Raw genomic sequence first — 13,205 nt, forward strand, 5'->3', positions numbered from 1 at the left:
GAAGGCGGGCGATCGGTTCGAGCCTTCCAAGCAAGTCGGCCGACTCGCGGGTCTGGGTTACGTGCTAACACTTGCCGGCATGGTTGAATATGCGCCGAGACATGCCCTTATGTAGGTCAAGTCATCGAGCAATTTGAGAATCCGCGGGAAGGGTCCAGGGGAAGCGATATGGACGGCGCCATGGCGCGGGCACACCGAGCGGGGGACGACGTTGAGATCGCCGATGGGCTCACCCGTCGCGAGCATGACATTCTGGCGTTCGAACGTCAGTGGTGGAAATTCGCTGGTGTCAAAGAAGAAGCCATCAAAGAGTTGTTCTCAATGTCGGCGACGCGCTACTACCAGGTGCTCAATGCACTGGTCGATCGCCCCGAGGCGCTTGCTGCTGACCCGATGCTGGTGAAGCGGCTGCGGCGATTGCGCGCTAGCCGCCAGAAGGCGCGCGCAGCGCGTCGCCTCGGCTTCGAGGTGACCTGACAACCCTGTGGTTTTGCAGGTTCCGGCCCATTCCTGGATACAGTGGGCTCGATGAATAAGCGCGTCCCCGACTCTTCGGGTCTTCCGCTGCGGGCCATGGTGATGGTGTTGCTGTTCCTTGGCGTCATCTTTCTGCTGCTCGGGTGGCAGGCCCTAGGGTCCTCCGGAAACTCCGATGATTACTCGGCGTCGCCGGTGTCGAGCATGACCAGTACCGCCACCATCACGGCGCCCACCTCGACAAGCGGCAAACCCGCGGCGAACCAGGCCGAGATCCGCGTGTACAACATCTCGTCGAAAGAGGGCATCGCCGCGCGCACCCGCGACCAGCTCACCACTGCCGGTTTCAAAGTCACCGAGGTCGGCAACCTGGTGGTGTCTGACGTCTCGGCCACCACGGTGTACTACTCGGACGCCGAGGGAGAGCGTGCCACCGCGGACGCAGTGGGTCAGAAATTAGGAGCACCCGTCGAGCCGCGAATCGCCGCGATCACCAACCAGCCGCCGGGCGTCATCGTCCTGGTGACGGGCTGACGCCTCACTGCAGAGCCCGCGCGGCCCGCTGCCAAATTTCGGGAACGCCAGGCTAGGCTCTCGCTATGCCTAAACTCGCCGGTCACCGCAATGCCGCTGCCGTCACCAGGTCAGCGCTGTCCCTGTCGTTTGTGGCCACTTGCGTCGCGCTGCTGAGCGCGTGTACCCCGAACCAACCCCCAGCGACCTCGCCGGGCACCACCCCAGCGGTGTGGACCGGATCACCCGCGCCGTCAGGAATGTCGGGCGCCGAGGCTGAGCAGATGGGGCCACCGAACGTGACCACTCATCTGAATGCACCCGACGGCACCCAGGTCGCGACGGCGAAGTTTGAGTTCAACAACGGCTTTGCCACCATCACGATCGCGACGACCGGCGTAGGTCAGCTGGCGCCGGGCTTCCACGGAGTGCACATCCACAAGGTGGGTAAGTGTGAGCCCAACTCGGTTGCGCCAACCGGTGGCGCACCCGGCGACTTCTTATCCGCCGGCGGGCACTTCCAGGTGCCCGGACACACCGTCGAGCCTGCCAGCGGCAACCTCACCTCACTTCAGGTGCGTAACGACGGTACCGGCACGCTGGTGACCACTACGGACGCGTTCACCATGAACGACCTACTAGCCGGCCAGAAAACTGCCATCATCATTCACGCCGGTGCCGACAACTTCGGCAACATTCCGCCGGAGCGCTACAGCCAGGCCAACGGCACACCGGGTCCCGACGCGACGACGATGGGCACCGGTGACGCCGGCAAACGGGTAGCGTGCGGTGTCATCGGCGCCGGCTAGCTCACCGGCCAGCAGGGCGCGCGCCCATATCGACTTCGTCCGTTCACTGCGGCCGACCATAGGTGTGGAGTGGGAGTTCGCGCTCGTCGACGCGCAGACCCGAGACCTCAGCAACGAAGCTACTGCGGTCATCGCCGAGATTGGCGAAAACCCGCGCGTGCACAAGGAATTGCTGCGCAACACCGTCGAAGTTGTCAGCGGTATCTGTGAATGTGCCGCAGCGGCGATGGAGGACCTGCGCAGCACCCTGCGCCCCGCCCGCAAGATTGTCCGGGACCGCGGTATGGAATTGTTCTGCGCTGGCACGCACCCATTCGCCCAGTGGTCCACCCAGAAGCTCACCGACGCGCCGCGCTATGCCGAGCTAATCAAGCGCACCCAGTGGTGGGGCCGGCAGATGCTGATCTGGGGGGTCCACGTACACGTCGGCATCTCGTCGGCCAACAAGGTCATGCCGATCATGACGGCGCTGCTTAACTACTACCCGCACTTGCTGGCGCTGTCGGCGTCCTCACCCTGGTGGGGCGGCGAGGACACCGGATACGCCAGCAATCGGGCGATGATGTTTCAGCAGCTGCCAACCGCCGGGCTGCCGTTTCACTTTCAGACGTGGGCGGAGTTCGAAGGTTTTGTCTACGACCAGAAGAAGACCGGCATCATCGACCATATTGACGAAATACGTTGGGATATAAGGCCATCGCCGCATCTTGGCACCTTGGAGGTGCGAATCTGCGACGGTGTTTCCAACCTGCGTGAGCTGGGCGCGCTGGTCGCGTTGACACATTGCCTGGTGGTCGACCTGGACCGCCGGCTAGATGCCGGCGAGGCGCTGTCGACCATGCCGCCCTGGCACGTCCAGGAAAACAAATGGCGTGCTGCCCGCTATGGGCTAGACGCGGTGATCATCTTGGACGCCGATGGTAACGAGCGGCTGGTCACCGAGGACCTTGCTGATGTTCTGACCCGGCTAGAGCCGGTCGCGAAATCGCTGCATTGCGCCGAGGAGCTGGGGGCGGTGTCCGACATATGCCGTGACGGTGCTTCATACCAGCGACAGCGTCGGGTCGCTGAAGAACATGAAGGTGACCTCCGTGCAGTCGTCGACGCGTTGGTTGGTGAGCTGGACATCTAGGTTGAGGTGATGGCGGATCCCGAAGCCATCGAGCTGGCGATGTTCCCGCTCGAGTCGGCGCTGCTGCCGGGCGAAGATCTGCCGCTGCGTATTTTCGAGCCCCGCTACACCGCGCTGGTGACCGACTGCCTACGCCGCGATGATCCCCAGTTCGGTGTGGTGCTGATCTCCCGTGGCCGTGAGGTTGGCGGCGGCGAAACACGCTGCGACGTCGGCGTGCTGGCTAAAATCACCGAATGCACGTCAGTCGAAGGTTCCCATCGCACATCGAATTCGAAACACGAACGCGGACAACACAAACGATCAACTAAGGGTACTCGGATTGATGACCGCGACACTTAAGCCACCTACACGACACGCCGAAAACATTCACGTCACTGACAGTTTCGATGCATGATCCATTGTCGTGGTCTTAATGCGGCCATTCTAAGCGGTCCCGCTCAAGGCGCAGTGGTTTTAGATGAGTGGCACGGTCGACCCACGACATGGTGAAATCAACGGTAAAACTTGACGGCGCGTCAAAGTCAACGGTGATCGGCGGTCATCCCCCGCTGAAAGGAGTTCTGCTGATGGCAAACTCGGCCAAGCCAGGCGCCCCTGGTGTCCACTGCTGTGGCACCCAGTCGCCTCAGACGATTCCCGATAGCGGGATCGGTGAGGTCGTGATCACCTCGCGGGGCCTCGACGAATACCGGGCGATGTTCGCGCTGTCGGCCACGGATCTGGACGCCACGATTTTGGACTGCCCCGGCGGCGCATCCAGCGCGACGGCTGAAATCAACGCCGCCGGCGGTCGTTCGATAGCCGCCGACCCCTTTTACGGTCGCCAGTTTACGGCCGCAGACCTGGCGTCGTATATTCAATCCGAAACCGACCGTGGAAACGCGTACGTCCGCGACCATCCCGATGAGTATCGGTGGACCTTCTTCGGCAGCCCTGAGCATCACCATCAGTCGCGAAGCCAGGCAGGTCGACTATTCGTCCGTGATTACTGCGCTAACCCGGATAACTATGTGGCCGCCGAACTGCCCCAGCTGCCGTTTCCCACACATGCTTTCGACCTTGTGCTTAGCTCACACTTGCTGTTCACCTATGCCGACCGATTCTCGCCGGCTTTTCATCACCAAGCCATCAACGAACTCATGCGCGTCACCCGAACAGAGTTGAGAATTTTCCCGCTGGTGGTGATGGGGTCCATCCGTTATGACCTCGACGACCTGCTGGCCGGGTTGCGCGCCGACGGTGTGCACGGTGAAGTCGTCGCCGTTGACTACGAATTCCAGGCGGGGGGCAACCAAATGCTCGTTTGCACTCGCGCTGACGTGGCCACCCGAGTTTCGTAAGTCGCAGGTGGCGGTCGCGCCTCAGTATCCCTTTGACCTCAGGTATTTAGCGAGCGTCTCGATGCTGTCCGGGGTTCTCGGCCCCTCCACGAGTGCGGCGTAGGGGAGGGGCACAAAGTTGCCCTCCCGGACCGCGGTGGTCGAGGCCATCAACGGCTGCGCACGCAGTTGCGCGATCTTTGCCGCCGGGGTGTTCTTCGGTCCGAGTCCATAGTCGACGAGGACGATAACCTGCGGATCATGTTGCGCTGCAGCCTCCCACGACGTGGTTACCCATGAGTCGTGCAGCCCCGCGAAGACGTTGTCGCCGCCGGCGGCGTCGATGATCGCCTGCGGCGTCGCGGTGCCACCCGCGGTGAACGGGGCGGGTGACGCGCTGTCGAAGACGAACACTCGCGCCCGTTTTGGGGGCACTTGTGCGCAGACCTCAGCGACACGGTACCGATACTGCGCTACCAGCTTCGCGGCGCGGTCCGCGACGCCGAAGATCGCTCCCAGATTCGTAAGGTCGGTGTAGAGGGCATCCAGCGGCGGCATGATCCCGCGGTGTGTTCCGCCCGGCTGCCGACACGCTTCGGTCAGCTGATACGGCACGGCGCCAATGCTATTGACCCAGTCGGGCGTGACGCCGGTGGACTCGTTGAACCCGTAGTTCCAGCCGGCGAACACCAGATCTGGGTCTGCAGCCTGGATCACCTCGCGCGTGAACGCGGTGCCAAGCGACCGAACGTGATCGAAATCGCTGCGCCAGGGCGAAGTCTGGTAGTCGACGTGCTTGCCGTCGTAGGTGGTGTAGCCGACCATCCGGTCGTTGAGTCCGAGCGCGAACAGCAACTCGGTGATCCCGGTGTCGTTGGTTATCGCGCGGTTCGGCGGTGACGGGACCGTCAGCGGCGCGCCGCAGTTCGTCACCGTCGTTCCTCGGGCGTCAGTCGGCGACGCGGCTTCCTGGATCGTCGCACCGCAGCCGGCGCTGAGCACCGCCACCGTCAACAGGGCTAGGAGTCGCCTCATGTCCATTCCTCTTCGTCGAAGATCAGCTGCGGCACCTGCAGGCGGGGGTGCTCGATCACATGTGCGCGCACACCGAACCAGCGACGCAGCGTCTCGACGGTCAACACCTCGCGTGGTGTGCCGGAGCACACGACCTCGCCTGCGGCGAGGACGTGGATGCGGTCGCAGAACTGACCTGCGAGGTTCAGGTCGTGCAGTACCGCGACGACGGTCACTCCGAGGTCGCGCGCCGCGCGGAGCACGGTCAGTTGGTGTCGCACGTCGAGGTGGTTGGTGGGTTCGTCAAGCACGAGCACGCGCGGTTCCTGCGCGAAAGACCGGGCGATGAGGACCCGCTGGGCTTCGCCGCCGGACAGTGTCCCGAATGGCCTGTCCGCCAACCCCTCCGCCCCAGCCGCTCGCAGCGCAGCGGTGCACGCCGCACGGTCGGCGGCGGGGCCGTCGCGATGTGGGAGCCGCGCGGTGGCGACCACTTCGCGCGCGGTGAAGCCAATGTCGAAGGGCGCCTGCTGGGTTACGACGGCCACGCGACGGGCGTTCTCGCGCAGGCTCACCGCCCGCACGTCGACCGCGTCGACGGTGACAGCGCCGCGCTCGGGCGCCAGCGAGCGGTACAGACAGCGCAACAGCGTCGACTTGCCGCTCCCATTGGGGCCGACGATGCCAACGAACGCCCCGGCGTCGGCAGCGAGAGTGGCCTCGCGCACGATCTTGAGGCCGTCGATCGCGACGTCGACTCCGGTGTATTCGACCCGCATTAGGCCCCCGCTGCCCCAGCAAGCTTCCGCCGGAGGAGCACCACGAACAGCGGTACCCCCACCGCCGCCGTGATCGCGCCGATCGGAAGCTCCTGCGGCGGTACGACGACGCGTGCTAGGAGGTCAGCGACCAGCAGGAACACCGCGCCGATCGCCGGGGCCACCAGCAGAACGCGGCGGTGGTCGCCGCCGACCAGGAGGCGGGCGACGTGTGGGACGACCAGGCCGACGAATCCGATGGCGCCGCATACGGATACGACGACTCCGGTGACGGCCGCGGTGAGCACGAACAGCGCACCCCGGAATCGATCGACCGACAGCCCCATCGACGTCGCAGCATCGTCGCCGAGCGCGAGCACGTTGAGGCGCGAGGCGCACAGCAGCAGGGCAGCTAGCCCGCCCCCAGCGACGATGCCCACCAGGGCGGTGGTCCGCCAGGTGGCCGCGGACATGCTGCCGAGCAGCCAAAACATCACGCTACGCGCGGTGTCGCCGCGGGGTTCGAGGAACACCAGCACGGTGGTGACCGCCGAAAATCCGTAGCCGAGCGCGGTCCCGGAGAGCACCAGCCGCAGCGGCGATAGGCGTCCGCTCGACTGTGCGATCGCGTATACCAGTACCGTGGCCGCGAGCGCCCCGAGGAACGCTGCCGCCGGCAGTGCGTAGCAGCCGAATACACCGAATGCGCCGAACAGCACAACCGCCGTGGCGCCGACCGAGGCCCCAGAAGAGACACCGAGCACGTACGGGTCGGCGAGCGCGTTGCGCGCCATGGCCTGTACCGCCACGCCGACGGCGGACAAGGCCGCGCCGACCAGTGTCGCGCTGAGCACCCGTGGGACGCGGGAGTCGATCACGATGCGGTATAGGGTCCCATCCCGAGCTGCGACGGTGCCGCCCGTCAGCTCGGCCCAGAGGAACCCGGCCGTGGACCGCCACGGCACGGCGACGGTGCCGAGTGCGACGCCGGCCCACATCGCCCCGAGGAGTGCGACCAGCAGCAGCGCGAGCGTCACCGCCACTCGCCGCGTCCCCGATATCCGCATGTGGTCTTACCGGCCCCCGGCGAACATCCGCAGCTCCGACACCCGGCTGGGATCCAGCGAGGGGCGAACGGTTTTGCGGGCTGCCTCCAGGTCGGCGGCGGTGACGTCGGCGGCGTCAAGACAACGCCGCATCGCGGCCAGCGCGGCTTCCCGCAGCAGTGCCGCACAGTCGGCAGCGCTGTACCCGTCGAGTTCGGCGGCCACGTCGGCGAGGTCGACGTCGGCGCTCAGCGGTATCGATTTCCCGGCGGCGCACAGGATTTCGCGACGCGCGGCAGCGTCGGGTGGCTCGACGAACACCAGCCGTTCCAGCCGGCCCGGCCGCAGCAGTGCCGGATCGACCAGATCGGGCCGGTTGGTGGCGCCTAGCACCACAACGTCGCGCAGCGGGTCGACGCCGTCGAGCTCGGTCAGCAGCGCGGCCACCACTCGATCGGTGACACCCGAGTCGAAGCTTTGGCCGCGTCGGGGCGCCAACGCGTCGACCTCATCGAGGAACACCAGTGACGGCGCGGAGTTGCGGGCCCGCCGGAACAATTCCCGGACCGCTTTCTCCGAGCTGCCGACCCATTTGTCCATCAGCTCGGAGCCTTTGACGGTGTGCACGCTTAGCTGCCCAATGCTAGCCAGCGCGCGGACAACGAAGGTTTTGCCGCAGCCCGGCGGACCGTACAGCAGCACGCCGCGCGGCGGGTCGACGCCCAACCGGGCGAAGGTGTCGGGGTGCTGCAACGGCCACAGCACCGCTTCGGTCAGTGCCTGTTTGGCATCGGCCATGTCGCCGACATCGTCGAGGGTCACGCTTCCCACTTGCAAGCCAATGGCCAGTTCTTCGTTGGCCGAACGGGACAGCGGCCGGATGACGCTGAGCGCACCGACGAGGTCGTCCTGGTTGAGTTCGGGTGGTTGCCCATCGGTGCTGGCGCGCGACGCGGCCCGCAGCGCCGCCTCGCGCACCAGCGCAGCTAGATCGGCAACAACGAAACCCGGTGTGCGGATAGCAATTTCGTCGAGATTGAGATCACTGACGGGCACCGGCTTCAGTAGTGTCTCCAGCAGTGCCCTGCGGGTGGCGGCGTCGGGCAGCGGCAACCCCAGTTCGCGGTCGCATAGCTCGGGGGCGCGCAACCGCGTGTCAAGCTGGTCGGGTCGCGCTGAGGTGGCAATCAACGCCACACCGCCAGTGGTTACCGCAGTGCGCAGCTCGGCGAGGATGCGGGCAGCGACGGGCTCGCAGCCGGCCGGTAGCAGTGCGTCGACATCGGTAATGAGCAGCACGCCGCCACCGTCACGCACCGCGGTCACCGCTGCGGCGACGGTTTTGAGTCGGTCGTCGGCGCTCAGCGCGCCGACCTGGGGACCATCGAGCTCGATCAGCCTGCGACGGGCGCACACCGCGCGGGTCAGTGTCGCCTTGCCGACACCGGCCGGACCCGACACCAGCACACCCAGGTTTGTGGCGGCACTCAAGGTTTTCAGCAGGTGCGGCTCGTCGAGGGCAAGCTTGAGCCATTCGGTGAGCTTGCCGGCCTGCGCCTGCACGCCCTTGAGGTCGTCGACTCCGATCGTGGGGTTCGCGACGCTGACCGGTTCCCGCGTCCCCTCCCCGGCCCCAGCCGGGGAGGGGACGCCGGTGCCCCAGGTGACCAGTGAGTTCGGCTGCACGCTGACCGGTCCGTCGGGGTCCACGCCGGTGACGGTGAGCAGCTCAGAGGTCCAACTGATGCCGACCGCCGACGCCAGCGCGCGGGCCGCGGCTGACGTTGAGGTACCGGGACCCAGGTCACGGGGCAGCAGTGACACCGCGTCGCCGACGGTCATCACTTTGCCCAGCAAGGCCTGGCGCAGGGTGACCGACGGAACCGATTGGGCGGTCAGCGATGAGCCGCTCAGCGTGACCGACCGCGCGCCGTAAACGGTGACCGCGCTGACGATCACCGCGGTGCCCTCGCGCAGCCCGGCGTTGGACAGCGTCACGTCGTCGAGCAACACGGTGCCGACCGGGCTGTCTTGGCCGGCCAACGCCGCCACTGCTGCCGTGGTCCGCGACCCGGTCAGCGATACCGCATCCCACTCCCGGATGCCAAGGGCAGCAACGGCATTCGGGTGTAAACGGATGACGCCGCGGCGAGAGTCGACGGCGGAGGTGTTGAGCCGGGCGGTGAGCGTGAGTTGCGGGTTCGCGTCCTGAGACGTTGAACCGGGCCGGGTCATGTCAGCCGCCGGCCCGGTTTCCGCAGCCCCAGCCGCGCCATCGACCGGCCGCCCGGCTTGCGCAACCCAAGCCGCGGCACCGGCCGGCGGTTCGGACGCGCCCGGCGGGTCGCGCGCCGTGCGGCCCGCCGCTGCTTGGGTTTGTCGTCCCACACCTCAGGGTGCGCGGCAAGCCAGCGCTGGTTGCGGATCGCGAACGGGATGTGGCATAGGTAGGCGAGGATGATCACCCAGATCAACAGGTAGGGGGCCAGCACTGCGGCCGCCGCAAAGATCGCCAGCATCGCCAGCAACACGGCCGCGTAGTTCGGCGGCACGGACACGGCGTGCATCTTTTTCATCGGGATTCGACTGACCAGAAGCATCGACGTCCCCGTCACCCAGACGCAGAGGAACCAGGTGGACGTCCACCAGCCATCACCGAACTGCAACTTCAGGGCGAGCAAACCGATCACCGAGACCGCACCCGCCGGGGCCGGCATCCCGACGAAAAATTCGCGGGCATAGGCGGGCTGGGTCCCGTCGTCGAGCAGCGCGTTGAACCTCGCCAACCGCAACACCACGCACACCGCGTACAGCAGCACCGCTACCCAACCGACCGGCGCCGTCGACAACATCGTCGCGTAGAGCACCACCGCGGGCGCCACCCCGAAGTTCACCGCGTCGGCTAGCGAATCGATTTCTTCGCCCATCCGCGACTCGGCGTCCAGGATGCGCGCGACCCGGCCATCCAGTCCGTCGAGGATGGCGGCCGCAGCGATCAGTGCTATCGCAGCCTTCGGCTGGTGCTCTAGGGCGAATCTGATGGAGGTCAACCCCGCGCAGATAGATAGCACCGTCATCGAGCTGGGCAGGATCTGCAGGTTTACCGCTCGCCTGCCCCGGGGCTTGCTGGTCATGGCAGGTCGGCCAGCACCGTCTCGCCGGCGACCGCACGCTGGCCCACCTGGACGACCGGCTCGGTACCCGGTGGCAGGTAAGTGTCCAGCCGGGAGCCGAACCGGATCAGTCCGTAGGTGTCGCCGATCGTCAGCTTGTCGCCCAGGTGCGCATCGCACACGATTCGGCGGGCCAGCAGGCCCGCGATCTGCACCACCACCACCTCAGCACCACTGGTCGTCCGGATTCGCACGCTGGTGCGTTCGTTCTCGATGCTCGCTGAGGTCAGATCGGCTGATCCAAAGCGGCCCGGCTGGTGCTGCACGGCGATCACCTCGCCGCTCACCGGCGCCCGCTGCACGTGCGCGTCCAACAGCGACAGGAAGATGCTGACCCGTGGCAGCGGCAGGTCGCCCATGCTGAGTTCGGCGGGCGGCGCGGCGGAGTCAATGACGCAGATCACGCCGTCGGCGGGGGCGACGACGACACCGGCGCGGGTGGGTGGCACCCGTGGTGGGTGACGGAAGAACGCTGCACAGGCACCGGCCGCCAGCAACCCCGCGCGGCGCAGCCAACGCAAGTCACGTCCGGTGACGGCCTGCCCCATCACCCCAGCCGAGGCCACCGCCAAGCCAGCGGAGATGAACGGGTGCCCGGCAGGGTGAACCGGCGGAACGGCGGAGCGCACCAACTCCAGTAGGTGCGCAGGGCCTTCCTTCGAGGATTCGGTGCGGGGGCGTCGTGCCACCCGGTCATCTTACGGAGCCGCAGCGCCCGGCGTCGTTATCTGAGATCCCAGACTTGCAGTTGAGTCCCGGCGGACACCTCCACGACGTCCTCTGGGATGTCCAGCAGACCATTGGCCGACGCCAGCCAACGCAAGTGGTGCGACGCCGGTGGGCCATAACTGGTGACGGTGTCGACTCCGCCGACTGCATCCTCGGCGGGATGGAGCAGCGCGCGCCGGAACTGCCGCTTGCCACGCGGTGAGGTCAGCGTCTCGGTGAGCACCGCGGGCCGGCGCGGGCGTTCCGGATCAGGCAGGTGCATGGCCATACGCAGCGCCGGACGGATGAAGACCTCGAAGGACACCAGTGCGCTGACCGGGTTGCCGGGCAGCGTGACGATCGGCGTGCCGGCCACCCGTCCGATGCCCTGCGGCATTCCCGGCTGCATCGCGACCTTGACGAATTCCACGCCATGGTTTTGGTCTTGGGAGCCGTGCCGGCCGAACGCGTCTTTGACGACCTCATAGGCGCCGGCGCTGACTCCTCCGCTGGTGATGATCAGGTCGACGTGGTTTTCCGTGCCGGCGTAGCGGTCCAGGATCGCGCTGAACTGCGTGACGTCATCGCCGGCGGTGGCGGTAGCGACCACGGTCGCCCCGGCGTCGCGAACGGCCCCGGCCAGCATGATTGAGTTGGATTCATAGATCTGCCCCGGCCGTAGCGGGGTGCCCGGCGACACCAGCTCGGACCCGGTGGAGATCACCAGCACCCGCTGTCGCGGGATCACGTTGAGTTCTGCCACACCCAGCGCCGCGGCCAAACCGAGCATGGCCGGTGTCACCAGCTGGCCCGCCCGAAGCACGGTACTGCCGAGGACAACATCTTCGCCGGCTGGCCGAATGTGCTTGCCGGGTGGGGCGGTCTGCCGGATCGCCACCGATACCAGCCCGCCGTCGGTGTCTTCGACCGGCACGATGGCCGTCGCCCCCGCCGGTATCGGGGCGCCGGTCATGATCCGATGTGCGGTACCGGGCTGCAACGTCAATTGATCGGTGCGTCCGGCGGGAATGTCCTCGGTGACCGGCAGCAGCACCGGGTGTTCGGGTGTTGCCCCCGAGGTGTCCTCAGCGCGCACCGCGTAGCCGTCCATCGCCGAGTTGTCGAAAACCGGCAGCGAAAGTTGCGCGACCACGTCGTCGGCAAGGACCAGCCCCAGGGCCTCGGTCAGCGAACCCATGACCGCCGGACGGGAACGGATCAGGTCGGCTACGACACGCTGATGATCGTCAACTGACCGCACTCGGCCATTATCGGCCCCGCAGCGGGTCGCCACGCATCAGACTCAGATTGGGTAGCTAACGCCGGTGAGTTCCTCGGAGACGGCCCACAGCCGACGTTGCACATCCTCGTTGTGCGACTGTGCGCTGGATGTGACGACTTTGGGGTGGCCGCGTTGCTCGGCGAAACCGTCGGGGCCGTAGTACTGGCCGCCCTCGACGGCCGGATCGGTGGCAGCCCGTAGCGTCGGCAGCGCACCCATCTCCGGGCTCTGGAAGAGCAACGGGCTCAACAGCTTGGCCGCGGGCCTGATGACCGCGGGCAGGTTGCGGGTGAGCTCGGTGTTGGAGCCGCCGGGGTGCGCGGCGACAGCGATGGTCTTCGCATCAGACCGGGCCGCCAGCCGGCGTTGCAGCTCGTAGGTGAACAGCAGGTTGGCCAGTTTGGATTGCCCGTAGGCAGCAACCCGGTCATAGCGACGTTCCCACTGCAGATCGTCGAAGTGGATCGCGGCCCGCAGCCGGTGACCGAGGCTGCTCACGGTCACCACCCGGGAGCCGCGCACCGGCAGTAACCGGTCGAGCACCAGCCCGGTGAGCGCGAAATGACCAAGATGATTGGTGCCGAACTGCATTTCGAAACCGTCCGCAGTGACCTGCTTCGGTGTCCACATCACCCCGGCGTTGTTGATCAGCAAGTCGATGCGCGGGTAGGTGGCGCGCAGCCTGTCCGCGGCAGCCCGCACCGAGTCCAGTGAGCTTAGGTCGAGTTCCTGCAGTGTGACGTCGGCGTGCGGGCAGGCGGCGACCATGCGTGCCAGCGCGGCGTTGCCCTTCGCGAGGTCGCGCACCGCTAACACGACGTGCGCCCCGCGGTCGACGAGCATGCAGGCCGTGTAGTACCCGATGCCGGTGTTGGCGCCGGTGACGACAACGACGCGGCCGCTTTGATCCGGGATGTCAGCCCCTGACCATTTGCGGGTCTGGGCGTTGAGGGTCATGGCCACAACATACT

General features: G+C 66.5%; 13 protein-coding genes and 1 pseudogene. 6 read left to right on the forward strand and 8 right to left on the reverse strand.

Annotated elements, in window-relative coordinates:
• Positions 1-168 precede the first annotated feature (168 nt).
• The 6 genes and pseudogenes from B586_RS02370 to B586_RS02395 all read left to right on the forward strand — a co-directional run bounded on the left by B586_RS02370 (position 169) and on the right by B586_RS02395 (position 4,274).
• Entirely contained in the window at positions 169-477 is a 309-nt protein-coding gene (locus B586_RS02370) for a DUF3263 domain-containing protein (RefSeq protein WP_047313707.1), read from the forward strand.
• A 51-nt stretch (positions 478-528) separates the two neighbouring features.
• On the forward strand, positions 529-1,011 hold the full coding sequence (locus B586_RS02375; RefSeq protein WP_047313706.1) for a LytR C-terminal domain-containing protein: 483 nt from the start codon (positions 529-531) through the stop codon (positions 1,009-1,011).
• A gap of 65 nt (positions 1,012-1,076) precedes the next feature.
• Entirely contained in the window at positions 1,077-1,799 is a 723-nt protein-coding gene (gene sodC / locus B586_RS02380) for a superoxide dismutase[Cu-Zn] (RefSeq protein WP_047313705.1), read from the forward strand.
• On the forward strand, positions 1,780-2,931 hold the full coding sequence (locus tag B586_RS02385; protein ID WP_082129391.1) for a glutamate--cysteine ligase: 1,152 nt from the start codon (positions 1,780-1,782) through the stop codon (positions 2,929-2,931). Before sodC ends, B586_RS02385 begins: the two co-directional genes overlap by 20 nt.
• Positions 2,932-2,940: 9 nt before the next feature.
• A pseudogene (locus B586_RS02390) lies at positions 2,941-3,195 on the forward strand (LON peptidase substrate-binding domain-containing protein); the annotation flags it as partial.
• A 305-nt stretch (positions 3,196-3,500) separates the two neighbouring features.
• Positions 3,501-4,274, forward strand: coding sequence for a methyltransferase domain-containing protein (locus B586_RS02395; protein WP_418001114.1), 774 nt, complete (start codon positions 3,501-3,503; stop codon positions 4,272-4,274).
• A gap of 21 nt (positions 4,275-4,295) precedes the next feature.
• Here the strand turns inward: B586_RS02395 and B586_RS02400 are convergent, their stop codons facing one another.
• From B586_RS02400 to B586_RS02435, 8 genes are read right to left on the reverse strand one after another with little or no spacing between them, the layout of a single operon-like run.
• Entirely contained in the window at positions 4,296-5,288 is a 993-nt protein-coding gene (locus B586_RS02400) for an ABC transporter substrate-binding protein (RefSeq protein ID WP_054878819.1), read from the reverse strand.
• Positions 5,285-6,046, reverse strand: coding sequence for an ABC transporter ATP-binding protein (locus tag B586_RS02405; protein WP_054878818.1), 762 nt, complete (start codon positions 6,044-6,046; stop codon positions 5,285-5,287). The genes B586_RS02400 and B586_RS02405 overlap by 4 nt, the downstream gene beginning before the upstream one ends.
• Positions 6,046-7,092 carry a FecCD family ABC transporter permease gene (locus B586_RS02410; protein ID WP_047313701.1) on the reverse strand — a complete coding sequence of 349 codons (1,047 nt, stop codon included), beginning with the start codon at positions 7,090-7,092 and terminating at the stop codon, positions 6,046-6,048. The genes B586_RS02405 and B586_RS02410 overlap by 1 nt, the downstream gene beginning before the upstream one ends.
• Positions 7,093-7,098: 6 nt before the next feature.
• Complete coding sequence (locus B586_RS02415) at positions 7,099-9,306, reverse strand: AAA family ATPase (protein WP_047313700.1); 2,208 nt, start codon at positions 9,304-9,306, stop codon at positions 7,099-7,101.
• Positions 9,303-10,205, reverse strand: coding sequence for a CDP-diacylglycerol--serine O-phosphatidyltransferase (gene pssA / locus B586_RS02420; protein ID WP_047313699.1), 903 nt, complete (start codon positions 10,203-10,205; stop codon positions 9,303-9,305). Before pssA ends, B586_RS02415 begins: the two co-directional genes overlap by 4 nt.
• On the reverse strand, positions 10,202-10,933 hold the full coding sequence (locus B586_RS02425) for a phosphatidylserine decarboxylase (RefSeq protein WP_047313698.1): 732 nt from the start codon (positions 10,931-10,933) through the stop codon (positions 10,202-10,204). The genes pssA and B586_RS02425 overlap by 4 nt, the downstream gene beginning before the upstream one ends.
• 35 nt (positions 10,934-10,968) lie before the next feature.
• On the reverse strand, positions 10,969-12,213 hold the full coding sequence (moeA, locus tag B586_RS02430) for a molybdopterin molybdotransferase MoeA (RefSeq protein WP_047313809.1): 1,245 nt from the start codon (positions 12,211-12,213) through the stop codon (positions 10,969-10,971).
• Positions 12,214-12,255: 42 nt separating this feature from the next.
• A complete protein-coding gene (locus tag B586_RS02435; protein ID WP_047313697.1) occupies positions 12,256-13,191 on the reverse strand; it encodes an SDR family NAD(P)-dependent oxidoreductase in 936 nt (311 codons plus the stop codon).
• Between the last annotated feature and the right edge of the window lie 14 nt (positions 13,192-13,205).

It is taken from the genome of Mycobacterium haemophilum DSM 44634 (genome assembly GCF_000340435.2).
Classification (GTDB): Bacteria; Actinomycetota; Actinomycetes; order Mycobacteriales; family Mycobacteriaceae; genus Mycobacterium; species Mycobacterium haemophilum.

What these genes read in the sequence shown, in the direction of transcription:
- B586_RS02435 (WP_047313697.1), bottom strand. Translation starts at nt 13,191, where the DNA reads ATGACCCTCAACGCCCAGACCCGCAAATGGTCAGGGGCTGACATCCCG.
- B586_RS02405 (WP_054878818.1), bottom strand. Translation starts at nt 6,046, where the DNA reads ATGCGGGTCGAATACACCGGAGTCGACGTCGCGATCGACGGCCTCAAG.
- sodC (WP_047313705.1), top strand. Translation starts at nt 1,077, where the DNA reads ATGCCTAAACTCGCCGGTCACCGCAATGCCGCTGCCGTCACCAGGTCA.
- B586_RS02395 (WP_418001114.1), top strand. Translation starts at nt 3,501, where the DNA reads ATGGCAAACTCGGCCAAGCCAGGCGCCCCTGGTGTCCACTGCTGTGGC.
- B586_RS02415 (WP_047313700.1), bottom strand. Translation starts at nt 9,306, where the DNA reads ATGACCCGGCCCGGTTCAACGTCTCAGGACGCGAACCCGCAACTCACG.
- B586_RS02370 (WP_047313707.1), top strand. Translation starts at nt 169, where the DNA reads ATGGACGGCGCCATGGCGCGGGCACACCGAGCGGGGGACGACGTTGAG.
- B586_RS02400 (WP_054878819.1), bottom strand. Translation starts at nt 5,288, where the DNA reads ATGAGGCGACTCCTAGCCCTGTTGACGGTGGCGGTGCTCAGCGCCGGC.
- B586_RS02410 (WP_047313701.1), bottom strand. Translation starts at nt 7,092, where the DNA reads ATGCGGATATCGGGGACGCGGCGAGTGGCGGTGACGCTCGCGCTGCTG.
- pssA (WP_047313699.1), bottom strand. Translation starts at nt 10,205, where the DNA reads ATGACCAGCAAGCCCCGGGGCAGGCGAGCGGTAAACCTGCAGATCCTG.
- B586_RS02375 (WP_047313706.1), top strand. Translation starts at nt 529, where the DNA reads ATGAATAAGCGCGTCCCCGACTCTTCGGGTCTTCCGCTGCGGGCCATG.